The sequence below is a fragment of the uncultured Maribacter sp. genome, from assembly GCF_947500405.1.
Taxonomy (GTDB): Bacteria; Bacteroidota; Bacteroidia; order Flavobacteriales; family Flavobacteriaceae; genus Maribacter_B.
In genome coordinates this window covers 223,761-250,442 of sequence record NZ_CANMRY010000006.1, presented here as the reverse complement: position 1 = coordinate 250,442, position 26,682 = coordinate 223,761, and the positions used below count along the sequence as shown (strand labels likewise).

27 protein-coding genes are annotated in these 26,682 nt (G+C 31.8%); 8 read left to right on the top strand and 19 right to left on the bottom strand.

Annotated elements, in window-relative coordinates; translation table 11 throughout:
- Positions 1-53 precede the first annotated feature (53 nt).
- Genes Q0945_RS10570 through Q0945_RS10560 form a run of 3 tightly spaced genes read left to right on the top strand, consistent with a single transcriptional unit; the run spans position 54 to position 1,239 of the window.
- A complete protein-coding gene (locus Q0945_RS10570; RefSeq protein WP_299434299.1) occupies positions 54-209 on the top strand; it encodes a hypothetical protein in 156 nt (51 codons plus the stop codon).
- 57 nt (positions 210-266) lie between these two features.
- Complete coding sequence (locus tag Q0945_RS10565; RefSeq protein WP_299434297.1) at positions 267-815, top strand: carboxymuconolactone decarboxylase family protein; 549 nt, start codon at positions 267-269, stop codon at positions 813-815.
- Between the two features lie 34 nt (positions 816-849).
- A complete protein-coding gene (locus Q0945_RS10560) occupies positions 850-1,239 on the top strand; it encodes a cupredoxin domain-containing protein (RefSeq protein WP_299434295.1) in 390 nt (129 codons plus the stop codon).
- Between the two features lie 60 nt (positions 1,240-1,299).
- Here the strand turns inward: Q0945_RS10560 and dinB are convergent, their stop codons facing one another.
- Complete coding sequence (gene dinB, locus Q0945_RS10555; RefSeq protein WP_299434293.1) at positions 1,300-2,397, bottom strand: DNA polymerase IV; 1,098 nt, start codon at positions 2,395-2,397, stop codon at positions 1,300-1,302.
- Positions 2,398-2,439: 42 nt separating this feature from the next.
- On the opposite strand from dinB, the gene Q0945_RS10550 reads away from it, so the two are divergent.
- Positions 2,440-2,907: a CYTH domain-containing protein gene (locus Q0945_RS10550; RefSeq protein ID WP_299434291.1), complete on the top strand. Its 468-nt coding sequence runs from the start codon at positions 2,440-2,442 to the stop codon at positions 2,905-2,907.
- Between the two features lie 9 nt (positions 2,908-2,916).
- Here Q0945_RS10550 and Q0945_RS10545 read toward each other — a convergent pair whose 3' ends face one another.
- From Q0945_RS10545 to Q0945_RS10480, 14 genes are all read right to left on the bottom strand, one after another.
- Complete coding sequence (locus tag Q0945_RS10545; protein ID WP_299434289.1) at positions 2,917-3,312, bottom strand: hypothetical protein; 396 nt, start codon at positions 3,310-3,312, stop codon at positions 2,917-2,919.
- Positions 3,313-3,327: 15 nt separating this feature from the next.
- Entirely contained in the window at positions 3,328-4,347 is a 1,020-nt protein-coding gene (gene pheS / locus Q0945_RS10540) for a phenylalanine--tRNA ligase subunit alpha (RefSeq protein WP_299434287.1), read from the bottom strand.
- A 96-nt stretch (positions 4,348-4,443) separates the two neighbouring features.
- Positions 4,444-6,303 (bottom strand): SulP family inorganic anion transporter, encoded by a 1,860-nt coding sequence (locus Q0945_RS10535; protein WP_299434285.1) that lies wholly within the window; start codon positions 6,301-6,303, stop codon positions 4,444-4,446.
- A gap of 172 nt (positions 6,304-6,475) precedes the next feature.
- Complete coding sequence (locus tag Q0945_RS10530) at positions 6,476-7,102, bottom strand: carbonic anhydrase family protein (RefSeq protein ID WP_298488019.1); 627 nt, start codon at positions 7,100-7,102, stop codon at positions 6,476-6,478.
- 6 nt (positions 7,103-7,108) lie between these two features.
- Complete coding sequence (locus tag Q0945_RS10525; protein ID WP_299434283.1) at positions 7,109-8,695, bottom strand: SulP family inorganic anion transporter; 1,587 nt, start codon at positions 8,693-8,695, stop codon at positions 7,109-7,111.
- A gap of 73 nt (positions 8,696-8,768) precedes the next feature.
- The gene (locus Q0945_RS10520; protein ID WP_299434281.1) at positions 8,769-9,065 is read right to left on the bottom strand and encodes a hypothetical protein; all 297 of its coding nucleotides are present in this window, start codon (positions 9,063-9,065) and stop codon (positions 8,769-8,771) included.
- 60 nt (positions 9,066-9,125) lie between these two features.
- Positions 9,126-9,887 (bottom strand): tetratricopeptide repeat protein, encoded by a 762-nt coding sequence (locus Q0945_RS10515; RefSeq protein WP_299434279.1) that lies wholly within the window; start codon positions 9,885-9,887, stop codon positions 9,126-9,128.
- 2 nt (positions 9,888-9,889) lie between these two features.
- Positions 9,890-11,671, bottom strand: coding sequence for a BatD family protein (locus Q0945_RS10510; RefSeq protein WP_299434277.1), 1,782 nt, complete (start codon positions 11,669-11,671; stop codon positions 9,890-9,892).
- Entirely contained in the window at positions 11,671-12,561 is an 891-nt protein-coding gene (locus Q0945_RS10505) for a tetratricopeptide repeat protein (RefSeq protein WP_299434275.1), read from the bottom strand. Before Q0945_RS10505 ends, Q0945_RS10510 begins: the two co-directional genes overlap by 1 nt.
- Position 12,562: 1 nt before the next feature.
- The gene (locus tag Q0945_RS10500) at positions 12,563-13,606 is read right to left on the bottom strand and encodes a VWA domain-containing protein (protein ID WP_299434273.1); all 1,044 of its coding nucleotides are present in this window, start codon (positions 13,604-13,606) and stop codon (positions 12,563-12,565) included.
- Positions 13,607-13,609: 3 nt separating this feature from the next.
- Positions 13,610-14,608 (bottom strand): VWA domain-containing protein, encoded by a 999-nt coding sequence (locus Q0945_RS10495; RefSeq protein ID WP_299434271.1) that lies wholly within the window; start codon positions 14,606-14,608, stop codon positions 13,610-13,612.
- Positions 14,609-16,267: a hypothetical protein gene (locus Q0945_RS10490; RefSeq protein ID WP_299434269.1), complete on the bottom strand. Its 1,659-nt coding sequence runs from the start codon at positions 16,265-16,267 to the stop codon at positions 14,609-14,611. It abuts the gene before it with no gap.
- A 6-nt stretch (positions 16,268-16,273) separates the two neighbouring features.
- Positions 16,274-17,140, bottom strand: a complete 867-nt coding sequence (locus Q0945_RS10485) for a DUF58 domain-containing protein (RefSeq protein ID WP_299434324.1) — start codon at positions 17,138-17,140, stop codon at positions 16,274-16,276.
- A gap of 97 nt (positions 17,141-17,237) precedes the next feature.
- A complete protein-coding gene (locus Q0945_RS10480; protein WP_298488009.1) occupies positions 17,238-18,239 on the bottom strand; it encodes a MoxR family ATPase in 1,002 nt (333 codons plus the stop codon).
- A 246-nt stretch (positions 18,240-18,485) separates the two neighbouring features.
- On the opposite strand from Q0945_RS10480, the gene Q0945_RS10475 reads away from it, so the two are divergent.
- Together Q0945_RS10475 and Q0945_RS10470 are read left to right on the top strand one after the other, a co-directional pair.
- Positions 18,486-19,241, top strand: coding sequence for an SDR family NAD(P)-dependent oxidoreductase (locus Q0945_RS10475; protein WP_299434267.1), 756 nt, complete (start codon positions 18,486-18,488; stop codon positions 19,239-19,241).
- On the top strand, positions 19,238-20,377 hold the full coding sequence (locus Q0945_RS10470; RefSeq protein WP_299434266.1) for an ATP-binding protein: 1,140 nt from the start codon (positions 19,238-19,240) through the stop codon (positions 20,375-20,377). Before Q0945_RS10475 ends, Q0945_RS10470 begins: the two co-directional genes overlap by 4 nt.
- On the opposite strand, the gene Q0945_RS10465 is transcribed toward Q0945_RS10470, so the two are convergent.
- The gene (locus Q0945_RS10465; protein WP_299434265.1) at positions 20,374-21,321 is read right to left on the bottom strand and encodes a carbohydrate kinase; all 948 of its coding nucleotides are present in this window, start codon (positions 21,319-21,321) and stop codon (positions 20,374-20,376) included. The genes Q0945_RS10470 and Q0945_RS10465 overlap by 4 nt on opposite strands.
- A 160-nt stretch (positions 21,322-21,481) precedes the next feature.
- Here Q0945_RS10465 and Q0945_RS10460 point away from each other — a divergent pair, with 160 nt between their 5' ends.
- Both Q0945_RS10460 and Q0945_RS10455 read left to right on the top strand, forming a co-directional pair.
- Positions 21,482-22,207 (top strand): metallophosphoesterase family protein, encoded by a 726-nt coding sequence (locus Q0945_RS10460; RefSeq protein WP_299434264.1) that lies wholly within the window; start codon positions 21,482-21,484, stop codon positions 22,205-22,207.
- Between the two features lie 64 nt (positions 22,208-22,271).
- The gene (locus Q0945_RS10455) at positions 22,272-23,267 is read left to right on the top strand and encodes an acyl-ACP desaturase (RefSeq protein WP_299434263.1); all 996 of its coding nucleotides are present in this window, start codon (positions 22,272-22,274) and stop codon (positions 23,265-23,267) included.
- Positions 23,268-23,334: 67 nt separating this feature from the next.
- Here Q0945_RS10455 and Q0945_RS10450 read toward each other — a convergent pair whose 3' ends face one another.
- From Q0945_RS10450 to Q0945_RS10440, 3 genes are all read right to left on the bottom strand, one after another.
- On the bottom strand, positions 23,335-23,937 hold the full coding sequence (locus Q0945_RS10450; protein ID WP_299434262.1) for a hypothetical protein: 603 nt from the start codon (positions 23,935-23,937) through the stop codon (positions 23,335-23,337).
- A gap of 27 nt (positions 23,938-23,964) precedes the next feature.
- Positions 23,965-24,870, bottom strand: a complete 906-nt coding sequence (locus Q0945_RS10445; protein ID WP_299434261.1) for an OmpA family protein — start codon at positions 24,868-24,870, stop codon at positions 23,965-23,967.
- Positions 24,871-25,091: 221 nt separating this feature from the next.
- Complete coding sequence (locus tag Q0945_RS10440) at positions 25,092-26,642, bottom strand: aldehyde dehydrogenase family protein (protein ID WP_299434260.1); 1,551 nt, start codon at positions 26,640-26,642, stop codon at positions 25,092-25,094.
- Positions 26,643-26,682 lie beyond the last annotated feature (40 nt).

The window sequence follows — 26,682 nt, the reverse complement described above, 5'->3', positions numbered from 1 at the left end:
AAAAAGGCTATTTACCGTCGCATCTTTGTAGTGTAATTAAAAAACAATACAAGATGAAACATATACATAAGTCTATTTTTAACCTTATTGAAATTTTTGGAAATACTAATAGAGTAGAAACTAAGAGTATTAATCTAGAAAGTCATTGCGATCAAAAACAACATCATGATTTTTATTGTGATGCAGAGAAACCATTTATATCCTTATAAAAATTAATAGTAATAATAGATTTCCGTTTTCACGGAAATAAAATAAAAATCAATATTATGAGCAATTTTAATGTACCAAAAAGAGAAGAAGTAAGTGTTGCTAACCAAGCAATTTTTGACAACTTAGAAAAAGCAGTAGGTTTTGTACCTAATTTATATGCTACATATGCATATTCAGAAAATGCATTAGGAAACTATTTAGCATTATCTAGTGCAAAAACATCTTTATCTGCAAAAGAAAAAGAGGTGGTTAATTTAGCAGTAAGTCAAGTTAATAATTGTACATACTGTCTTGCAGCACACACAGCAATAGGAAAAATGAATGGTTTTAATGATGCTCAAATTCTAGAATTAAGAGCAGGTAAAGCTTCTTTTGATACTAAATTAAATGCACTAGCAGCATTAGCTAAAAATGTAACAGAAAACCGTGGAGCAACAAGTAGTGCTGTAGTAGAAAACTTTTTAAATGCAGGATGGACAAAAGAAAATCTTGTAGACACAATTGTATTGGTGGGAGATAAAACAATATCTAACTATTTACATAAAACAACAGATGTTCCTGTAGATTTTCCAGAAGCACAACCATTAGAAACAATAGAAGCATAATTAACATAAATAATAAATTTTAAAATTAAAAACGATGAAAAAATTAGTAGCATTAGTAGTATTAGCATTAGGAGTATCATTTTCGGCAAGTGCCCAAGATAAAATGACGAAAAAAACTCAAAAAACAATTTCTTTAGAGCAAACTCCTGGAGAGTTTACACAAAAACAAATTACAGTTTCGGAAGGAACGTATGTTTTTGAAATTGCAAATAATGCAGTGGGTCATGATGTTGGTTTTGTTTTAGTACAAAAAGGAAAAGATATTAGTAAGCCAGAAAACCATATTCAAACTGCTTATGTAACAGAGGTAGTAGCAACTGGTAAAACGCAAAAATCTAAACCAACAACATTAGCAAAAGGGGAGTATGTTTATTTTTGCCCAATGAACCCTACAGCAACAGATAATACTTTAACAGTAAAATAATAGTTTAGTGTTTTGTTAATAAACCCTTGGTATGTTATACATGTCAAGGGTTTATTTTGTCTAAAAATCAAAACGTAATTGTATATCTATAGTTTTCTTTTTGGGTATCTTTTTATCTTCTGTATTTAAGTTTGCTAGAGAAATTCCTAAAAGCCTTACAGAGTTTTCTAATTTTTCTTGATACAATAGCTCTTTAGCAGTTTCTAGAATTAAATCTTTTTTTGCAATAAAATAAGGAAGAGTTTTACTTCTGGTTTGCAAACTAAAATCACTATACTTTATTTTTAGGGTAATTGTTTTTCCTGCTACTTTGGCTCTAGTTAAACGTTTTTCTAATTCTGTAGCAATACTATCTAGGCGTTCTAACATAAAAACTTCGCTACTTAGGTTTTCACTAAAAGTACGTTCTGCACCTAAAGATTTTGGTATTCTATGCGGTTTAACCTCGCTGGTATGAATACCACGTACTACATGGTAATAATAGGCTCCACTTTTACCAAAATTCTCTTCTAAAAATTCTTTAGATTTTGCCTTTAAATCTTTTCCAGTAAATATACCTAAAGCATACATTTTTTGGGTGGTTACTTTACCCACACCATAAAATTTTCTAATCTCTAAATCTTCTAAAAATTGTATAACCTCTTCTGGGTTTACTGTTTTTTGGCCATTAGGTTTGTTATAATCACTTGCTACTTTTGCAATAAATTTATTAATAGAAATTCCTGCAGACGCAGCTAATCCAAGTTCATCATAAATACGTTGTCTAATTTCTTTGGCAATTAAAGATGCTGATGGATTTCCTTTTTTATTGGTAGTAACATCTAAATAAGCTTCATCTAGAGAAAGAGGCTCTACTAAATCTGTGTAATCAAAAAATATAGCTCTAATCTTCTGTGAAATTTCTTTATAGCGTTGAAATCTTGGTTTTACAAAAGTAAGTTTCGGACAATTTTTTTTTGCCAGAAAACCGCTCATAGCACTACGCACACCATATTTTCTGGCTTCATAATTTGCAGCAGAGACTACACCTCTAATTTCATTTCCGCCAACGGCTAATGGTTTCCCCTTTAAACTAGGGTCGTCTAGCTCTTCTACCGAAGCATAAAATGCATCCATATCTACATGAATTATTTTTCGTAAAGGAAAATTAGAGAGCATAAACAAATGTAAACTTTATATACTTTTACAAAAAGTAAAATAATGATAGAAATAGAACGTAAATTTTTAGTTGTTTCTGACGCGTATAAGATACAAGCCAAAAGCAGTACTCGTATTGTTCAGGGATTTTTAAATACAAACCCAGAACGTACCGTACGTGTTCGTATTAAAGGGGAACAAGGTTTTATTACAGTAAAAGGGAAAGGTAGTGCCTCCGGAGTGTCTAGGTTTGAGTGGGAAAAGGAAATACCTGTGTTAGAGGCTGAAGAATTACTACAAATTGCAGAACCTGGGAGTATAGATAAAATTAGATATGAAATAAAAGTAGGAAATCATGTTTTTGAGGTAGATGAATTTTTTGGAAAAAACAAAGGTTTAATTGTTGCTGAGGTAGAATTATCTACAGAAAATGAAATTTTTGAAAAACCTGATTGGCTAGGTGTAGAGGTTTCAGGAATTACAAAATATTATAATTCGCAATTAAGTAAAATTCCATTTACAAAGTGGTAGCTTATGCCCTTAAGATGCTAAAATTCCTTTGGTTCCAAGTAAAGGAATATTTATAGTATTTTGTTCAGAAACCGTTCCTTTTTTAAACAGATATTTTTTTTCATATAATACCCCATTTTCGTAAAAAGTAACAAAGAACTCATTATTCAGTTCTAAAACCTCTTCTTGTACAAACTCTAATTTTGCAAAAGATTTTGGTTCTAAACCTTCCATACTATGCCTTAATGGTGATGTTTTAGTTTCGCCATCATATCCTTTAGAAACAACAAAAACAAGTTCGATAGCAGTTTCCTTATTGTTTAGAATATAGGCATTCCATTCTTTAGCTTTAAAATCAGTATTATACTCATATATTAAAGCAACATGAACGTCTTTTACTTCTAGAATTTGAATATCTTTTTTCAAAAGGAAAGAGTTGTTTTATAAGGCACTTTTAAATTGTTCTAAGAAACGAACATCATTCTCACTCAATAAACGTATATCTGTAATTTGATATAAAAGCATAGCAATACGATCTATACCAACACCAAAAGCAAAACCAGAATATTCATTGGCATCAATACCACAGTTTTTTAAAACATTTGGATCTACCATACCACAGCCGCCTATTTCTAGCCAGCCTGTACCCTTAGTTATCCTATAATCAGCTTCGGTTTCTAATCCCCAATATACATCTACTTCTGCACTAGGTTCTGTAAAAGGGAAATAAGATGGACGTAACCTTATTTTAGATTTTCCAAAAAGTTCTGTTGTAAAAAATTGTAGTGTTTGTTTTAAATCGGCAAAAGATACATTCTTGTCTATATATAAGCCTTCTATTTGATGAAAAAAGCAGTGCGATCGCGCAGATATAGCTTCGTTTCTGTATACTCTACCAGGGGATATAGTACGTATTGGAGGCTTGTTATTTTCCATATAACGCACTTGTACAGATGAGGTATGCGTACGCAATAATATATCTGGATTTGTTTGCACAAAAAAAGTATCCTGCATATCTCTTGCGGGGTGATATTCTGGAAGGTTTAATGCAGTAAAATTATGCCAATCGTCTTCAATTTCTGGACCTTCAGATACGTTGAAACCTATTCTAGAAAAAATATCTATAATTTGATTTTTTACAATTGAAATAGGATGGCGAGCTCCTAAATTTGAGGCTTCCCCTGGGCGTGTTAAATCGCCATATATTCCAGTTTCTTCTGTAGTATTCTCTAAAGCATTTTTTAGAGTATTAACTTTTTCCTCAGCTGTTTTTTTAAGTTGGTTTATAGTTTGTCCAAATTCCTTTTTTTGTTCATTAGGAACATTTTTAAACTCTGCAAAAAAATCGTTTAACAACCCTTTTTTACCTAAATATTTTATACGAAAACTTTCTACAGCTTCTTTAGAATCTGCAGTAAATTTCTCTACTTCGGCAATATGTTCCTTAATCTTATCAATCATAACAATAAACTAGCTTACAAATTTAAAACATTTAGAGCAGTAGCAATAAGTTTTTCATCAAATATGCTACTGCTCAAATATAAAATTTAGTAAATATTACTCTTTTACATTTTCTTTAATCCAAGCTAAACATTCTTTAAATGTTTTAAAAATATGTTCCCTTGGGACAAGGTCTGGAATAATATCTACACGTTCCATCATATGTTTGGGTTGTTCAAGAACATCAATAAATAATACGTTTATATTAGATTTTACAAGATCTATAAGTACATCTTCCATAGCGTATACTCCAGATTGATCCATATATTGGGTTCTTCCAAGGCGAATAATTACGGTAGAAGCAGTTTCTGGTATTTGGTTAGCTAGTTCCTGAAATTCGCTTGTAGATCCAAAAAACAAAGGTCCATTTAAGTGCTTAATAAAAACTTTTTCCTGTAAATTAATTGGTAAGCCTATTTCATCTGACCAAGCCTTTTCTTTGGATAACGTTTTAACATTAGATTTTTTGGCGGTAAGATCTCCAATTTTTTTCATAAACATTAAAGATGCTATGATAAGACCAATACCCACTGCATAAACTAAATTCCAAATAGAAGAAAGTACCATTACTAAAAGCATAATTAGTACTTCAGAACTTAATTTAATAGGTCCTATTTTAATATCTTTAGGTAAAGTAGATATAGCTTTTAGGCCTTTATAGTCCATAACCCCTATACCTACGGTAATTAGGATACCAGCTAAAACTGCGGCAGGTATTTGCGAGGCAACAGTACTTAATGCTAACATTACAATTAACAATAATACACCGGCAATCATTCCAGATAATTTTGTTTTACCGCCAGAGTTAATATTTACAACAGTCCTAATAGTAGCTCCAGCCCCTGGAATACCACCAAAAATAGCAGCAATACTATTTCCTATACCTTGCCCAATTAATTCTTTATTAGGTTTGTGTTTGGTTTTGGTCATATTGTCTGCTACTACAGAAGTTAAAAGCGAGTCTATAGACCCTAGTAATGCTAAAGTAAGCGCAGTAAAAATATAAGGTGTTACGGCACTAATTTTAAACTCTGTTAGTATTTCTATATTTGGTATTGGAAAACCTTGAGGAATCTCTTCTATTGGTCTATATGGTAGTCCAAAACCATATGCTACGCCAGATACAAGAACTAAAGCAACTAATGTGCTTGGAATGGTTGTTGTTATTCTCTTAAAACCAAATATGATAAGAATAGTAGCTATTGCTAAACTTAGTTCTAACCAGTTAATATTTTGCAAAGCTCTAGATAGTACTTTGAAAGTACCTAAAACCCCTTTGGCTTCAGAACCAGCTAAGGTTTTGGCCTCTCTTAGAATATCGTCAGGGGTTATTTTTTTTGCTCTTTTAATGGTCTCTTCAAAATTTTCTAAAACTAGAATACCTTCTCCTGCTTCTTCCTTTAGAATATTATCTAAAATAATTTCTTCTGCTTTTGGTTTAAAAGTATTTACATAGTCTACATCTTCTTTTGGATAATAACCAATTGCAGGAAGAATTTGTGTTATTAGTATAATAATACCTATGGCAGTCATAAAGCCAGAAACTACAGGGTATGGTATATATTTTATGTATTTACCAATACGCAAAACCCCTAGAATGACTTGAAATATTCCTGCGAGTAGAAATACAGAAAGAATTGCAGGTATAGCTACAGAAACATCACCATCGTTAACAGAAATTATTTGTGCAATTACAACCATACTAACCGCTGTCATTGGAGCGGTTGGACCAGATATTTGTGTATTAGTTCCTCCAAAAAGAGCTGCAAAAAAGCTTATAAATATAGCGCCATATAAACCAGCACTAGGACCTAGTCCAGAAGATACACCAAAAGCAAGGGCTAATGGTAATGCTACTATTCCTGAAGTAATACCTCCGAAAAGGTCTCCTTTTATGTTAGAGAATAAATTTTTCATGTAAAGGTTAAATTTATATGTAATTATAGATTCTAAAAATTTAGTTAAGGAGAGTTTTCTTTATAAAAAATAAAGTTATTTATTTTTTGTGTATAAAGCTCAATATTATAGACAAAAAAGAGTCTTGGTTTATACCAAGACTCTTTCCACATACTATTTGTAGTATTAATTATTAATAAAAATCTACACTACCTGTAGAAATATTATACATGGCACCAACAATTTTTATTTCATTGTTATTTTCCATTTCAGCTAATACAGGACTTTTAGTACGAATATTATCAATAGTAAGTTCTACGTTTTTGGCAGCTACATTATTTACAAAATCTATATTTTTAGAATTTCTTAAGTTGCTATCTGTAGGTTCTTTTACCGCATTTACTGCAGGTTTAATTTTGTCTAACAGGATAGTTAAATTACCTAATTCTGCACCATCACAGGCTCCTTTTACAGCACCACACGCTGTGTGGCCTAAAACAACAATTACTTTTGTTCCTGCTAATTTACATGCAAATTCAATGCTACCAAGAATGTCTTCATTTACAATATTACCAGCAACACGTGCGCTAAAGATATCTCCTACACCTTGATCAAATATAAGTTCTGCAGATACTCTAGAGTCAATACAACTTAAAATTGTGGCAAAAGGATATTGACCGCTTGCAGTATCTTTCATTTGGTCTAAAAGATCTCTGTTTGCATTATTGCTTGCTATAAATCTAGCATTACCTTCTTTAAGAAGTTCAATAGCTGTATTTGGGGTAATAGCTGCTTGTGTTTCTTTTGTATGTGCTTTCATATTTTTTTATGTTGTTTTTGGTGTTAACTTAAAAAATTCTATAAAACTTGGAGGGTTTTCAACAACACCTCTTTCAGAAATTATTTTAATATTAATATTTCTTTCTTTTGCTTTAAAGGCAAAGTCGTCTAATATTTCAATTATATCATTATCTAAATATCTGGTTTTTCTAACATCTAATTCTAAATAGGTGTTTTCTGGCAAACTATCTAGCTCTTTTAAGATAGCTCCTTTGTTAAAAAAAGTAACTTCTTCAGCAAGTGTCATTTTAATGTTACCATCATCAACATCTTCACCTTCTTTATGTAAGAAGTGTGAGTTTTGAAAGTTTTTAAGTAAAATAATAAAAATACCTACTGCTAAACCTAAGCCAATACCCAATAATAAATCTCCAGTAATAACCATTGGTAATACTGTTGCCATAAATGGTACAAACTGTTTCCAACCTAGTTTGTACATATTTACAAAAGTAGATGGCTTTGCTAATTTAAAACCAACTATGAATAATACCGCTGCTAGTACAGCTAAAGGTATTTGATTAAGTAATGTAGGAATTAAAAGAACAGATACAATTAATAAGAATCCGTGAATAATTGCAGATAATTTAGTTCTTCCTCCAGATTGTATGTTAGCAGAACTTCTTACAATTACCTGAGTTATTGGTAAACCTCCTATTAAACCAGAAACGATGTTTCCTGTACCTTGAGCAAATAGTTCTTTGTTTGTTGGGGTTACATTTTTATGCGGGTCTAACTTATCTGTGGCTTCTACACATAGTAAAGTTTCTAATGAAGCAACTAAGGCTATAGTAAATGCAGTAATCCAAACTTCAGTATTTCCTATTGCTGTAAAATTGGGAAAAGTTACTTGCTCTTTAATATCTTGTATGCTTCCCGGTACTTTTACAAGTTGCTCTAAGGTTAATTCTAAAGAGCCTCCTTGAGTTACTACATAAAAAATAATACCAAAAACAACAGCGACTAATGGCCCTTGTACCAATTGAAATATTTTTCCTTTTTTAGAAAGTACGTTAGACCATAAAAGCAATATTCCTAATGAAATTATACCAACTACAGTTGCGCCAATACTTATGTTACCGCTTATTAGGGCATTGATAGCTTTTAAGAGTCCAGATATTAAATTATCCCATTCTACTTGTAGAAAATCAAAGTTACCTTTGGGATTTTTATCCATTCCAAAAAAATAAGGAATTTGTTTTAGAATAATAATTATTCCAATACCAGTAAGCATTCCTTTAATTACTGAGGAAGGAAAAAAGTACCCAATGATACCTAGTCGTAATACGCCAAATAGAATTTGAATAGCCCCACCAAGTACTACAGCTACTAAGAAGTTTTCATAGCCTAAGGAAGTAATTGCCACTAAAACAATTGCGGCTAAACCTGCAGCAGGACCACTTACTCCAATATGAGACCCACTTATTGCACCAACAACAATACCTCCCACAATACCAGCAATTAAACCAGAAAAAAGAGGAGCTCCACTAGCTAAAGCAATACCTAAACATAATGGTAAAGCAACGAAAAATACAACGATACTTGCGGGAATATCGCTTTTAATATGTTTAAACATAAAATAAAATGATTATGTCCTAACTATTAGATTTTTTAGGACAGATTAATTAATAAAGAACAGTTAGTAATTACTAGTTAAGGCATTCAGGGGGAGGAGATAATACTTCTAAAGATAAATTTTTGTAACCTGCCATATTAAAGTTACTATTTACCGTATTGTTTAAAATAGCAACTATAGAAAAGTCTAAAGAATTTTCTTTAACAAATTTTTCTTCTGCAGTTGGTGACTTTTTACCAGATTCTTGCTCTTCTTCATTAAGATTGGTAATTACAATTGTATTTTCAACATCGCATAAAGTTATTATGCTTGGAGCAGTAACTGCAAAAAGCCATAAAAACAATAAAATAATTCGAGCAAAAACTTTCATACAATAAAAAATTCCTTAACAAATATAACTATGCAAATGTTTAAAAACTATTAATAAACTTTAAAAATCCTTTAGTGGTTTTATATTTTCAGCTAATAACCAGCCTGTTTGGCCATCAACTAAACTTATTTTTCTCCAATCTTTAAGCTCTTCTTCTATATTTACCTTAGTACCAGAATGTAATCTAAAAAGCTCTTGACCACTATTATTTGGATCCGATTTTATTACAACTTCTTCTGTAAAGATTATTGCCGGCTGTTTAGCGTTAAATTCTTTGTACTGAGCATAAGCAAATAGTAAACTAGTAAAAACTATAAATAAAGAAAAAATACTTCCTATAAAAGCAATACGTTTTTTTGTAGAGTACCTAAATTGCTTAAATGCAATATATAAGAATACAAATAAGAATACAAATAAAATTGCAATATAGCTCCATTGATCAAAGGAAAATGTACCTACTATTGTTTTATAAATTTTAGAAAATTGTGTTTCAGGCAGTATTTCAAAAGCATCTAAAGTCATGTTTTGAGCATAACTTAGGTTGTTCTTAATTTCACTATCATTAGGTTTTAAAAGCAGTGCTTTTTCATAATAATATATGCTAGGAGCTATTTGGTTTAATTTATAATAGGCATTTCCAAGGTTATAATAAAGTTCTGCAGAATGCTCCCCATTTTCTACTATTTGTAAATAATTTTCTATAGCCTTGTTGTAATTACCATTATTATATGCGGTTGTAGCATCATTAAATAAAGTAGTGTTTTGAGCGTTTCCTAAAGTGCTTAAACAAAGAACAAATAGGAATATTAATTTTTTTAGCATACCTATAATTGTTTATCCATTAATGAAATTACCTCGCTAGCCTTGTCATAATCTTGTTGCATTTGCACATTTGAGAATGGACTATAACGCGCTGCCTCACAATTCTTAAGAAGAGAAATAAATTCATCTATAGTTGTTGAATCTACCTTCTTTTTTGAAAGTAAAACTTGAATTTTATCTTTGCTAAATTCTGATGTTTCTATTTTTAATTTTGCTTTTAAATAATTATGCAAAGCTTTTTCTAGCGCTACATAGAAAGCATCTTTGGTTCCTAATGTTGCTTTTGCTTTAGATAAATATTTTTTAGCTAATTTATTTGCCTTTCTAACTTTATTACCAACCACATCATTAGTAATAGCTTCTCTTTTTTTACGTAATAAAATATAAATAGGAATTAACAAAAGAGGAAGTAGTAACCATAAGTAAAAAGGAGTAGAGCCAAAAAAATAATTAGACTTTATAGCTTGTAAATTTGTTTTTGTTTTAATAAAATGAAATGCATTATTACTAGAAGATACTACCTGTTTGTTATTTGAATTAATTGGATTTGTAGCGGAAGAACTTGAAGGACCTTTTATTACATTTATTAATATTTCCTCAGAATTTTCTGTAACGTACTTATTGGTTTTTGGATTAAAGTAACTAAAAGAAATGGAAGGAATTGGGTATTTGCCTTTGTATGCCGGTACAATAGTATAACTATCACTAACCTTACCTTGCATACCAGCTAAATTTGTTCTTATACCTTCATTAAATTCTGGTTCATATACTTCTAAAGAACTTGGTAAATTAGGTTTTGGAAGTTGAAAAAGTTTTAAATTTCCTTTACCACTAACCTCTACTTTAGCTTGTAAAGATTCTGATGCATTTAATTGTGTTTTACTGGTGGTAACTTTAAAATCAAAATCGCCAACAGCACCACTAAAATCTGCAGGTTTTCCTTTTTCTGGAAGCGCTTTTACATTTATTGTGCGTTTACCAGCAGAAACAGTTTTATTCGTTTGGGAGTATACTCGGCCACCAAAAAAGTCTCTCTTGTTTGTAGGAACATCTACAGTTATCTCAAGGGATAAAGGTTCTATTTCTAATTTCCCTGATTTTTGAGGATATAGTACAACACGTTTTAATACTACGTATCGATATGCTTTTCCCTTATAAGTTCCATTTTGCGCATTGAGTCTAGATACTTGAATATCTTGGCTCCAAAAATTATTGTATTTAGGATTATCTAATGGTCGATAATTAGAAACACTTATTTGCGGACTTACATATAATTTATAAACTACGCTTACTGCTTCATTTAAATAAGGATTGGTCTTAGAAACTTCGGCAACTAAATGTAAATTGTCATCTGCAATAGCATCGGCAGATTTTTCACCATTTGGTTTATCTACAGCAGCAGTTACTTCTACCGTTTTAGCTAAAGACTTATATACTTTACCGCCTATAACAATAGAGGCCTGTTTTATAGAAAATTTACCTCTTGCTGTTGGTGCTAGCGTATAAGAATAGGTTTTAGAATAACTACGAACACCATTTATCCAGGAAGAACTAATAGATTGCGAAGGACCCATTAGAACTCTAAAACCACTAAAGTCTGGAGGTGTAAAGTCGTCTCCATCTTTATTCATAGCAAAATCTACCCGCAAACGTTCATTAATACCTAGCTTATTTTTACTAAGTTTCATTTCAAAAGTAACGGCACCCTTATCTTGAGCCTGTGTAAATAGGCAAAAGAAAACTAAAAATAGCAGGGGAATGTTTATTTTAAATAGTTTTGGCATTACCAGTCTTTTTCGTTTTTAACTTTAGCTCCTTTTACTTTTTTAGCATCTATTTTATCTTTTACTTTTTTCTCTTCATTTTGCATAGCTTCTAGCAAATTCTGAACTTGTTGTTTAGATAATTGGTTAGGCCTAGGCTGCGATTTTTCTTGTTGTTGATCTCCTTGATTAGGTTGCTTTTTATCTTCTTTTTTCTCATCACCTTCTCCTTCTTTATTATCTTCTTTTTCCTCTTCTCCTTGATCGCCTTGATCGCCTTTATCTCCTTCGTCCCCGTCTTTTTTCTCTTCCTCTTTGTCTTTATCACCTTTATCTCCTTCGTCCCCGTCTTTCTTGTCTTTATTTTTATCTTCTTTATCCTTGTTGTCTTGGTCTTTTTTATCTTGATCCTTATCTTGATCTTTATTTTGGTCGTTCTTTTGCTTGTCTTGTTGTTTTTTTAGCATTTCTTTTGCAAGAGCTAAATTATAACGTGTTTCTTCATCTTTAGGATTATTTCTTAAAGCTTCTTTATAGGCTTCAACAGCTTTTTCATATTCTTTACGCTTCATAAATACATTACCCATATTGTGGTATGCTTTATGCTTGTCTGCTTTGCTAGTAGCTACTTCTCCTGCTTGTTTAAAACGTCCAAAAGCTTCGCTATATGTTTCTTTTTTATAGTAAGCGTTTCCTAAATTATAGGGAGCAGCAGCATTTTCAGAACTTTTAGAAATTGCTTTTCTGTACTCTGCCTCTGCATCTACAAACTTATCTTCGGATAAATTTTTATTTGCATTCCATGTATAATTTTTTGAAGCTTCTAGAGCCTTGGCTTTTTCTTTTTCCTCTTCTTGAGAAATACCAAAATAACCAAATAGAAAAACAATAAGTAAAATATATATTTTCATTTTATTCTTCTTTTTCGTTAAACAGGTTAAGTTTCTTTAACCATTTAGTTTTTTTATCTAATACAAAAATATCTAAAAAAAGAAACAAAAGAGCAGCTCCTAAAAACCATTGAAATTGGTCTTTATATTCAGCAAATTGTTTTGCTTCAAACTCCGTTTTATCCATTTTTATTAGTTGCTCCTTTATAAAATCAACCGCTTTTTCGGTATTAGTTCCATCAATATATTCACCATTACCATCATCAGCAATATTTACCAAAACCTTTTCATTTAGTTTTGTAATAACAACCTCTCCTTGAGAATCTTTCTTTAAAGTTTCTACAATCCCGTTTCTTTTTATTGGTATAGGAGCTCCTTTTTCTTTACCTACACCAATTGTAAATATTTGTATGCCCTCTTCGGTAGCTTCTTCTACAGCATCAGATGTTAATCCTTCAGAGTGGTCTTCTCCGTCAGAAATAATAAATAATACTCTATTTGTTTGCTCTTCATCATCGTAATAGGTTGTTGCAAGTTTTATGGCTTCATCTATTGCTGTACCTTGAGAGGTTAGCATATCTGTATTCATACTTTGCAAGAACATTTTTGCAGCACCATAATCTGTTGTTATTGGTAATTGCGGATAGGCCTGGCCTGCATATGCAATTATACCAATACGATCGCTTCCTAATTGGTTTATAATTTCGGATACTAATCTTTTTGCTTTTTCTAGTCTGTTAGGAGCAATATCTTCTGCTAGCATACTTTTAGAAACGTCTACCGCAAAAACAATATCTACCCCTTCTCTTTTTACAGTTTCTAGTTTGGTTCCAATTTTTGGGTTTACCAAACCAATAACTAGTAAAGCAATGCCTAAAAGCAAAAGAATAAGTTTTAAGGTAGATTTAAAATGCGATTTATTAGGCGTTAATTTTTTAAGCAATATAGGGCTGCCAAATTTTTTCTGCGCTTTTTTCTTCCAGATTAATGCCAAAATAAATAAGACAATTATCACTGGAATGATAAATAACAGATAGAAATATATTTTTTCGTCGAACTGAATCATAGTTTATACAAAACTTCTAAATATCGTATTTCTTAATAACCACTCAAGTAAAAGAAATATTCCGGCAATAAAAATCCAAGGCCTAAATTTTTCTTCGTACTTATAGTATTTAAATTCTTCTATTTCCGTTTTTTCAAGCTTATTTATCTCGTCGTAAATAGCTTCTAACTTTTTATTGTTAGTGGCTCTAAAGTATTTACCACCAGTAACTTTGGCAATATCTTTTAGGAGAGCTTCATCTATTTCTACTTGTCGCATTCCGTACCTAAAAGAACCATCAGGATTATAGGCAATTGGGGACGGCGCATTACCGTTTGTTCCTAAACCTATTGTATACGTTTTTATACCAAATTCTATAGCTAAATCTGCAGCAGTTTGGGGTTCTATAAATCCAGAGTTATTTACCCCATCGGTTAAAAGAATAATTATTTTACTAATTGCTTTACTTTCTTTTAATCTGTTTACGGAGGTTGCTAGTCCCATACCAATTGCAGTACCGTCATTTAATTGCCCATAAGTAATTCCTTTTAGAGAGCTAAGAACAATAGATTTGTCGCTAGTTATAGGTGTTTTTGTAAATGCTTCTCCAGCGTACTCTACAATACCAATACGGTCGCTAGGACGTTTTTTTATAAAATCTGCAGCAACTTCTTTTAAAGCAGTTAATCTATTAGGTTTTAAATCGCGAGCAAGCATACTAGAAGAAACATCTATTGCCATTACAATATCAATCCCTTTTGTAGTTTTTGTTCTTGTAGAAATATCTTCCGTTTGCGGTCTTGCCATTGCAACAATTATTGCTGCAAGAGCTAACAATCTAAATAAGAATAAAATGGGTTTTAATTTTGGTAATATACTAGAGGTATTAAAACCTTGTATGCTAGATATTTTTAAAGTAGCTGTTTGCTCTTTGCGTTTAAAAAAATACCATAGCAAAGCAATTGGAAGTAGCAAAAACAACCAAAAGAACTCAGGATTTGCGAAAGATATATTTTCTAACATTTATGCTTCTGTTTTAACTTCTACAGTGGTTAGTATACGATCTATAATTTCTTGAGCATACGTATCATTAGCTAACCAAGTTAACAATACTTGTTGCTGAAACCCTTTGCCGCCAAAACTTAATATTATATAGTTGCCTTTTACAAGCTCTTTAGAGTCTGGAACTCTAAATTTAGCATTACCGTAAGTTTTTAAACCTTTAACACCAGAAATTGTAGTAAATTCTTCGTTTTTAGTAATGATATTTTTTGCTCCTTTTTTCTCAAAGTTTTTAATTAAGTGCTCTACTGATTTTTGAAAATCTGGTTCTTCTTCTGATGTAAAAGTGGTAGAGGTAGTTGCAATAGTAAATAAAGCAGCTTTGTTTGTGTATGCAAAAGTTTGTAACTCTTTTATTTTTTCTTGTGCCTCTGCAGGTATTTTTGTTTTTTGACGAATAAGTACTTCTGGAGTTTCTATACTAATTGGAGGATATCCGTAGGAGCTAGAAACCCATTCCTTAGTGTCTAACATTTTTTTAGATGGATTCCCTGTTATAGTATCCCATGTATTAGTTGGGCCATAATATGCCGTTATACCTGCAATACCAATTATAACAGCTCCTAATGCAGCACTTATTGCAACTATTGTCTTTTTTCTTTGCTTTTTGCGAGCCAATTCTTCTTGGAATTCTTCTTGCTCTAAAAGTTCTTCCTCTGTAGGTTCCGGAATAGCTTCATGTGTTTTAACCACAATTTGTTCTACTGCTTTGCGGTCATTTTCTGCAGTAGAAATAGGAGGTTTAGATTTTGCAAATTTCACCAAATCTGCTGTTTGTAATATTTTTTTAAATTGAGAGATGGTATCATTATCCAAATCTAATTCCCCAGCATCTTTACGCAATTCTAATTTAGAAATAAGCTCATCTGTAGTACTTTCAAGAGCCGATACTTTAACATCTTCCTCTAAATAAGAGCGAACAATATCTGTAAGTTCAGAATAGTATTGTTTGTATTCGTCTTGAATTAAATATCTAGAATTTTCTAACTTTTTAAGCTCTAATAAAGCTCTATCATAAGGAGGTAACAGTGCTACTTTTTCTTCTTCAGTTAAAGGTTTTTTTCTATATAAAAACCAGTAAACAAGGCCTCCAATTAGTAAAACAAATAATATTGCAAGTATTATTTTCCATAATTTAGTATTGCTTTTGTTTACACTAAGTAATGGTTTAATATCAAACATTTTTTGTGCAATAGTATCTACTTTTACTGTAGAAACTTCAATACGTAGAGAATCTGTAAAAAAACCTTTGCCGTTTATTTCTATACGTTGTTGTGGTAGTTTATAAGAACCAGAATCAAATTGTGTTAAAGCATATATTTTTTGTAGCGTAACACGGTCTTTTTTTCTTGTAGTATCTGTTTTAAAAGCTTCTACTGTTTCTAGAGGAGAAAAGGTTTGTCCTTCAGGAAATATTACTTGAGCTGTAGAATCTACTTCTACAGAAACTTTAAAATGTAGTTGCTCTCCTATTTTTAAGGTGGTAACGTCTACTTCAGAAGTTACTTTTGGCGTTGTTTGGGAATAACTAGTATAGGTTCCTATAAAAAACAGACATAGCACAACTTTATGCAAAAAGCATAAAATAAAATCTTTATTAAATAATTTGTTACAACTCATTAGTAATTATGCTCTTCTTTTAAAATAACCTAATAATTTTTTTACATAACTTTCATCAACCCTACTACTTAGAACACCGCAGCCAGATTTTGTAAAGGTGTTTGTAAAATAGTTTACTTGTTCTTTGTAAAAGTTACTATACGCTGTACGGACTTTTTTAGATTGGGTATTTACCAATTTAATTGCGCCTGTTTCTGCGTCTTGCATTTGAACCATGCCTAGATTTGGAATGGTTTCTTCCCTTTCATCATAGATTCTTATACCAGTAACATCATGCTTATTGCCTATAATTTTTAGAGTTTTTTCATAATCGTCTGCTATAAAGTCTGAAAGCACAAAAATTATTGCTTTCTTTTTCATAACATTAGAAACATATTTTAATGCTTCTGCAATATTGGTTTTGGTACTTTTTGGTTGAAATTCTAGTAGTTCTCTAATAATACGTAAAACATGTGTTTTTCCTTTTTTAGGAGGAATAAAAAGTTCTACTTCATCTGTGAATAAAACTACACCTACTTTATCATTATTTTGTAATGCAGAAAAGGCAAGTGTTGCACTTATTTCTGTAATTATCTCTTTCTTAAATTGATTGTTAGAGCCAAAATGTTCAGAACCACTAACATCTACCATAAGCATCATGGTAAGTTCACGTTCTTCTTCAAAAACTTTTACAAAAGGCTCGTTATATCTTGCAGTTACATTCCAGTCTATACTACGTACATCATCTCCAAATTGGTATTGACGTACTTCACTAAATGTCATACCACGACCTTTAAAGGTAGAGTGGTATTCTCCTCCAAAAATATTATCAGAAAGACGTCTAGTCTTTATTTCTATTTTACGAACTTTTTTTAGTAACTCTTTAGTATCCATTTTCCTCTCTCCCAACCCTCTCTCCAAAGGAGAAAGGGTTTATGAAAACTTTATTTTTTAGTACTCTTTTTATAAGTCCTTCCATTTTGGAAGAATTTTAAGGTACCTCAACCTCATTAATAATTTTATTAATTATTTCTTCCGAAGTAATGTTTTCTGCTTCCGCTTCATATGTAATTCCAATACGGTGTCTTAATACATCATGCACAACAGCCCTTACATCTTCTGGTATTACATACCCTCTTCTTTTAATAAAGGCATAACATTTAGAAGCAACTCCAAGGTTAATACTACCTCTAGGAGACGCACCAAAATTAATTAATGGCTTAAGGCTTTCTAGATTATATTTTTCTGGATAACGAGTAGCAAAAATAATATCTAGGATATATTTTTCTATTTTCTCATCCATATAAACTTCTCTAACTGCTTTTTGAGCACTTAAAATTTGATCTACACTTACAACAGGTTTTACTTCTTCGTATTTTCCTAATAAATTTTGGCGCATTACCATTTGTTCCTCATTCATTTTAGGATAATCAATAACTGTTTTAAGCATAAAACGGTCTACCTGTGCTTCTGGTAAAGGGTAGGTTCCTTCTTGTTCTACTGGGTTTTGCGTTGCCATTACTAAAAAAGGCTTGTCTAAAACAAAAGTTTGGTCACCAATAGTAACCTGCTTTTCTTGCATGGCCTCTAATAGTGCCGATTGTACTTTTGCAGGAGCACGGTTAATCTCATCTGCCAGTACAAAGTTTGCAAAAATTGGCCCCTTCTTAATAGAAAAATCATTGACTTTCATATTATAAATCATAGTACCAACTACATCCGCAGGTAATAAATCTGGTGTAAATTGGATTCTACTAAAACTTCCTTTTACCGCTTTAGATAACGTATTAATAGCAAGTGTTTTTGCTAGTCCAGGAACACCTTCTAATAAAATATGTCCTTGCCCTAAAAGACCAATTAACAGTCTTTCTATCATATGTTTTTGACCCACAATTACTTTATTCATTTCTGTAATAAGAAGATCAATAAAAGCGCTTTCTTGGGCAATTTTCTCGTTCACTGCGCTAATGTCTACCGTGGTATTTTCTTCCATATAATTATATATATTTTGGTATTTTTTTATTTTATTTTTAACAGAAGTGCAAATTGAAAATTTATTCACTCTTTAGCTGTTAACAATTGGTTAAAAAATGAGGTAAACCTCTATTTTTATGAAGTTTTTAAGTCATTTCTTTTTATTTTCACTCCATAACTTGGTCTAACGAGTGTTTTTAATGATTCGTTAATTTTTTGGAGTAACCTAAATTTTACATTTTATTGCCTAAATATAACCTTAAAAATGGATAAAACAGCTTTAATTACAGGAGCAACTAGCGGAATTGGTAAGGCAACAGCTTTTCTTTTTGCAGAACAGGGTATAAACATAATTATTTGCGGGCGAAGAAAAGAAAGATTAGAAGAAATGCAAAAAGCTTTAAATGAAAAAGTTAAGGTGCATATTCTTTCTTTTGATATAAGAGATAAGCATGCTGTACACAATGCTATTAACACTTTGCCAGAAAATTTCTCAGAGATTAATATTTTAATAAATAATGCAGGGAATGCCCATGGTTTAGAACCTATCCAAGATGGAAATATTGAAGATTGGGATGCTATGTTAGATATTAATGTTAAAGGCTTGCTCTATATTTCTAAAGCAATTATTCCAAAAATGATAGCTAATAAAAGCGGACATATTATTAATATTGGTTCTACTGCTGGTAAAGAAGTGTACCCAAATGGTAATGTGTATTGTGCAAGTAAACATGCTGTGGATGCTTTGAACCAAGGAATGCGAATAGACCTTAACAAACAAGGGATTAAAGTTGGTGCTATAAACCCAGGACTTGTAGAAACCGAGTTTAGTGAGGTTCGTTTTAAAGGCAATACGGAAAAAGCAAATACGGTTTATAAAGGATTTATACCTTTAAAACCAGAAGATATTGCAGATATTATTCATTTTGCAGTTACGCGCCCTTATCATGTTAATATTGCAGATTTAGTAGTTATGCCAACAGCACAAGCCAGTAGTACTTTAGTGAATAAAGAATTATGATTAACAAAAGACTATTAGTAAAAAACCTTCTTGCTCATAACGATGAAAATAGTTTTTATGATAAAAAACGTTTTATAAACATTGGAGAAAAAGAAGGGAAAGGCAAGTTTTTAAAACACGTTTGTGCCTTAGCTAATAGTAATCCTAAGAATAATTCTTTTATAGTAATTGGAGTAGAAGATGAGGACAATAAAATTGTAGGAGTAGATTTTTTTGATGACAGTAAAATTCAAAATTTAGTAAACGCCTATCTAGATAATCCGCCATTAATAGCTTATGAAAATATTCCTTTTCCTCATTTACCAGAGGGTAAAGTGGTTGGTTTAGTAACCGTATCTTCTAACGGGAAAGTTTGTTCTCTTCGAAAAAATATTTGGAAATATTATGGAGGCTCTGTTTTTTTTAGAGAAGGGAGCATAAGCTTGCCAAAGGCCTATGACATAGAGTTAATAGATAATAATTCGGAGACCGTTGCAACTATAGAAAAGCATGCCAAAAATAATATAGAGTTAACTCTAGATGGTGTTATAGATTTTATAAATAATAGGCACAAGGATTTAGAAAGTAACTATAAAGTTTTTAAAGAACAGTTTGTAGTTTGTTGGGCTGGTAATATTAAAAAAGTAAAACAAGAAACGTATTTTTCTAGGGTAGATATAGAACTTATAAACGAGCAAGTAAAGCTATTTTACTCCACCTTAGATGAGGTAACAATTACCTATACAAATGACTCTTTTACTACTACAGAATATGTACAGTTAGGTTTGAGAAATAAAGTAAAATATTATCCTTTAGAAGAGGTTACCATTGCTTTTAATGATAATGGAAAATATGTAATAAAAAGTAAATTAATATTTAATCCGCCGCAGTATAATAAAGAAGATTTGCACCATATTTATAACACTAATAATGCCCTGCTTTCTAAAATAAAAAAAGGAATTAGTTTAAAAGCAACAGAATTAGAAGATTTAAAACAACTGCCCGCTACCTATTTAATTTGCTATTTAAATAATTTTGAAGATGCAAAAGAGAAAATGGAAAAGGCAAGACCACTGCTTAAAAAAACGGACAGAAAAATTTATAACGATCTTAAAGCTTCTTTAAGAATTCTGCGTAAAGTGCAGTATAATAATTAAGAATTAAAAACAGCATTATGGTTTGGCAAAGAAGAAATTGCTCCATAGCCAGTAGTAGAATAAGCCCCAGCTTTATTAGCTTTTATTACCATTTTGTTTAATAAACTAAAATCTTCCATAATAGTAGAAGTAGAGGTTAAAGATGCTATTTGGTACAATAAACAACCAATAAAAGCATCGCCAGCACCAGTAGTATCTACCGTTTTAACCTCTATACTTGGTATGGTTTTTTGTTTTTTATTTGTGCTTACTAAGGTTCCTTTTTTGCCTAATGTTATAACAATAACTTGGGCACCAATTTCATGTAATATACCAGAGCAGTCTATTGGGTTGGTTTCTCCAGAAAGTAATTGGGCCTCTTCTAAACTAAATTTACATAAATGTGATTTTTGAATAAAAGGCAAGCATTTTTTTATGAAAACATCGGTTTGGTTATTCCATAAATCACTTCTAAAATTTGGGTCAAAACTTATAAATGTATTTTGCGTAAGCGCATCAAAAAAATATCGGTTATAAGCATCTTCTAAATTACCTCCTAATAAGGCAGTTGCAGCACCAAAATGAACTATGTTATTATTAAATTCTTTTTTAATACAAGAATCATACTTTAATTTTTCATCAGCTCCTCTGCTAAAAACAAAATCGCGCTCTCCTTTTTCATCTAAAGAAACAAAGGCAAGCGTTGTAAAAGCATCACTTCTTTGTGCTAGAGATACATCTACATTATTGTCTTTAAGTACTTCTAATAAATAGCTTCCAAAAGAATCTTTACCAACACTACCAATAAAATTGCTTAAGCCTCCAAGTTTACTTATAGCACAGGCCACATTTGCAGGAGCTCCACCAGGGTTTCTAGAAAAATCTTTTGCTTTACCTAAATTGTTTTTTTCAGTTTTAGCAATAAAATCAATCAATAATTCTCCAATACAGAATACGCTTTTCATTTTATCCTTTTTCAGATAACGCTAAAGTAGTTAGAAAAATATATCTGTTCCTTTATAAATTTAGAGTACTATACTTGTGGTTTGTAATGCTTAGGTTAAAAAAAAGTTTTTTAAAGGTATAAAATAGGATATTCCTGTTCATAATTACGATTTTTGTAGTATGAGAACATTAGTAATAGGAGACATACATTCTGGTTTAAAGGCACTGCAACAAGTTTTAGAAAAAGCAGAAGTAACTACAGAAGACACCTTAATATTTTTAGGAGATTATGTAGATGGCTGGAGTGAAGCTGTAGAAACAGTAGAATTTTTATTAGAACTACAGAAAACACATAAGTGTATTTATTTAAGAGGTAATCATGATGAGCTATGTTTAGATTGGTTGTTAAAAGAAGAACATAATCCAGTGTGGCTGCAACATGGAGGCACAGCAACTAGTACTTCTTATGCGGCAGTTTCAGAAGAAACTAAAAAGCGCCATATTAAGTTCTATAAAGAATTAAAAAACTATTATCTAGATAAAGAAAATAGACTTTTTCTTCATGCAGGATTCACAAACTTAAAAGGTATTGAGCATGAGTATTTTACAAAAACCTTTTATTGGGATCGTACATTATGGGAATTAGCAGTTTCTTTAAATCCAGATTTACAAGAAGAAGATTCAAATTACCCAGCACGATTAAAAAATTACAAAGAAATATATATTGGGCACACACCTGTGACAAGAATGGGTAAAACTACACCCCAGAATTTTGCAAATGTTTGGAATATAGATACTGGAGCAGCCTTTAAAGGACCGCTTACTATTTTTGATATAAAAAGTAAGAAAATATGGCAAAGTGATCCTGTTTACACTTTTTATCCTTCAGAAAAGGGAAGAAATTAAAAATAGATGTAGTTTTAGAGGTAAAAACACTATATTATTAACGAACTTTGCAAAAAAATAATTTATGTCTGAAAAAAATATAAGGTTAGAAGTTATGCAGGCTATAGAGCATAAAGTAGAGGGCTTTATAGATTCTTTTCTTATTCCTATTGAAGAGATTTGGCAACCTACAGATTTTTTACCAGATTCACAGAGCGATAATTTTTTAGAATCCGTAAAGCAATTACGTGAAGAGTCTAAAGAATTAGGATATGATTTTTGGGTTACCATGGTAGCCGATACTATTACAGAAGAAGCATTGCCAACATATGAATCTTGGCTAATGGATGTAGAAGGGATAAACCAACATGACGGTAAGGCAAATGGATGGTCTAAATGGGTACGAGCATGGACAGGAGAAGAAAATAGACATGGAGATGTACTAAACAAATATTTATATTTATCTGGAAGAGTAAATATGCGCGAAGTAGAAATTACAACGCAACATTTACTTTCTGATGGTTTTGATATTGGAACAGATAGAGACCCTTATAAGAATTTTGTATATACATCTTTTCAAGAATTAGCTACCAATATATCGCATAAGCGTGTTGGGCAAATGGCTAAGAAAAAAGGAAATGCACTTTTAGGTAAAATGTGTACTATTATTGCTGGTGATGAAATGAGGCATCATTTAGCATATAGAGAATTTGTAAAAACTATTTTATCTGAAGACCCTTCTGGAATGATGATAGCTTTTGCCGATATGATGAAACAAAAGATAGTTATGCCTGCACACTTTCTTAGAGAATCTGGTGGAAGTATAGGAACAGCTTTTGAGAACTTTTCTAACTGCGCACAAAGATTAGGAGTATACACCGCACATGATTACATAGAAATATTAAAGAAACTAAATAGCTATTGGGAAATAGACACTGTAAGGTCTTTAAATGATGAGGCTCAAAAGGCAAGAGATTATTTAATGAAGTTGCCAGCTCGTTTATTACGTATTTCTGAGCGTATGAAATTTCCTGAAGATCAATATAATTTTAAGTGGGTAGAAGCCAACGGTAGATTGTAAAGATTTTCTAAAATAAAAAAAGCCCAATCAAATTTTTTGATTGGGCTTTTTGTTGTTGGTTATTTAATTATAATTTTCCGTGGTCATGTTCATCTTGCCATTTTGCAAGTTCTTTCCATTTACCTTCATACGCCATTTTTGCTTGCATGGGCCATGAAGCTGGGTCATGAATTTTATAACGATCACCACCACCATCTAATACTTTTTGACATTCTGCTACTGTAGCTTCAGAAAGGGCTTTCCAAGTTTTAATTCCAGCATCATTAAACATACTAGATATTTTTGGCCCAATACCTTCAACAATTTTTAAATCGTCTTCATTAATTTTCTTTCCAAACACAGCTTTTGCAGCATCTCCATCAAAAGGAATAGATGCAACTGCAGCACCAGCAGCAAAAGAAGAAACTGCTGAAGCAGCTGGAGCAGCAGATTTTGCAGATAACTTAACATTACAAGCGTCTAAATCAGTTTGTAATGCAGCGCGTTTACTAATACAAGCATCTAAATCTGCTTGTAGTTTTGCATTTTTATTTTCTAATAATTTTAAATCGGCACTATTATCTATAGTAGTTGTTTTTCCTTTTCCAATTAGGTAGCCTAAGTAAGCACAAATTGCTCCTACTAATAAAGGAATTAACCAGCACCAAATGTTCATATTTGCAAAATCCATATTTTATAATTTTTTATTGTTTGTTATTTAGTTTAATGTAATTACTGTTCTTCTGTTTTCTGCTCTACCTTCTTGGGTAGCATTGGTTGCAACAGGACTATCTGGCCCTTTAGAAGAAGTGTTTATTTTATCTCCAGATATACCATTTTTTATAAGGTAGGCTTTTCCAAAGTCTGCACGCTCTTGTCCTAGACCTATATTGGTATTACGGTTACCAGTATTGTCTGTATGGCCAACAACATTAGCAGAAGCACCATCTACTTTATCTAAATATCTAGAAATATCTGCTACTTTTTGTCTTTGCTCTGCATTAAGGTTAATAGAAGCTTGCGCAGTATTAAAATGAAGCACTAATGGATTTGCTTTAATTTTTTCATAAAGCGCTTTTAGTTCATCGTCTGCATTTTCAGATTTAGAATCTAAACCATAAGCAACAGGGCCTAAATAAACGTTGTCTTTATCTACCATTTCATCCTTTAAACTACCAAAGGTGTTAATTTGAGTAGAAGAAATACCATTAGCAACTAAATGGTTTTTAACAGCATTTGCCCTTGCTAGTCCTAAATTAGGGAATGCAGAATCGTTGGTTTCATCACTTTTATAATAGCCAGTAATGTTTATAACCTTAGATGCGTTTTCTCCTAAAAAGGATTTTAGGCTTGCAATACCAGCTTCTACTTTTGTAGATAATGGCATAAGAATTTCTGATCCAGACAAATTAAAGTTGTAATTATCATTTTCATTAAACGCATAATCGCCATCGCTAAAAGCAAAGGGGTAGGATGTTGCGGTTGGTTCTGCTGGAACTATGGCTTGTTTGGCGGGTTCCTCTTTTACAGCCGTACCGCATTCACTGCAGCACGTAATGTAAAAATAAATACCTGCCAGGATGGTAATTATAATCCCTAGCAGATTCGTAGTTGTTTTTGTCATTGTTAATATTCATTTAGTGTTTAGTCTACAATGTATTAAAAAAATCTTAAAAAAATCTTACGAATGTCTAAAAATCAAGGAGGTAAACATTAATTACCGGTTAGAGAACATTAAATAAACATACAAATTATACTTTTTTTATATTTTTTAATGGCAAGTAAGAAGCCCTACTACATAGAATTGTAGTAGGGCATTTTTTTACTAAAAGAACTATGTTTTGTTTATAAATCGAACTTTATACCTTGCGCTAAAGGTAATTCTGTAGTATAGTTAATAGTATTGGTTTGGCGTCTCATGTATACTTTCCATGCGTCAGAACCACTTTCTCTACCGCCTCCAGTTTCTTTTTCACCACCAAATGCGCCTCCAATTTCTGCGCCAGAAGTACCTATATTAACGTTAGCAATACCGCAATCTGACCCTTGTACAGATAAGAAGGCTTCTGCTTCACGTAAATTATTAGTCATTATAGCAGAACTTAACCCTTGCGCTACTTCATTTTGAATAGCTATTGCATTGTGTACATCTCCAGAATATTTTAATAAATATAAGACAGGAGCAAAAGTCTCGTGTTGTACAATTTTATAATGTGGTTGCGCTTCTGCAATTGCAGGTTTTACATAACAGCCAGACTCGTATCCTTCTCCAGAAAGTACACCGCCTTCTACTAGTATGTTACCACCTTCTGCAACTACTTGTTCTAGTGCATTTTCATACATTTTAACTGCATTTTTATCTATTACTGGACCAACGTGGTTAGTTTCATCTAATGGGTTGCCAATTTTTAATTGTCCATAGGCTTTTACTATAGCGTCTTTTACAGTAGCATACATGCTTTCATGTATAATTAACCTTCTTGTAGATGTACAACGTTGTCCTGCAGTACCTACGGCACCAAAAACGGCACCAATAACCGTCATTTTAACATCTGCATCTGGGGTAACAATTATAGCATTATTTCCACCTAACTCTAATAAAGATTTTCCTAAACGAGCAGCAACTTCTTGTGCTACAATTTTACCCATTCTTGTAGAACCTGTAGCAGAAACTAAAGGAATTCTAGAATCTTTAGTTAGCATTTCACCTACTTTATAATCGCCATTTATTAGATTGCAAATTCCTTCAGAAAGTCCATTAGCTATAAAAACTTCAGCAGCAATATTTTGGCATGCTATACCACAAATTGGAGCCTTTTCAGAAGGTTTCCAAACACAAACATCTCCGCAAATCCAAGCAAGTGCGGTGTTCCACGCCCAAACAGCAACAGGAAAATTAAAAGCCGAAATAATACCAACAACTCCAAGCGGATGGTATTGCTCATACATTCTATGTCCTGGACGTTCAGAATGCATAGTTAAACCATGTAATTGGCGAGATAAACCAACTGCAAAATCACAAATGTCTATCATTTCTTGAACCTCACCCAAACCTTCTTGATAACTTTTTCCCATTTCATAGGAAACAAGTTTACCTAAAGCTTCTTTTTTTTCTCTTAACTTTTCTCCAAATTGGCGAACAATTTCCCCTCTAAGTGGAGCAGGTTTTGTTTTCCATTCTTTAAATGCAACTATTGCAGTTTGCATCATTTTATTATAATCTTCTTTAGTTGTGGCTTTTACTTTACCAATTAATTTGCCATCAACAGGAGAGTAAGACTCTATAATTTCCCCATTAGAGAATTTATTAGAGCCAGTAGATGTTCCTTCATTAATTTCAGTAACACCTAATTGTTTAAGTGCTTCTTGTATTCCGAATGATGCTATTTTTGACATTTTATAACTTTTTGAACACTATTTGTTAAATTTTTTAGCA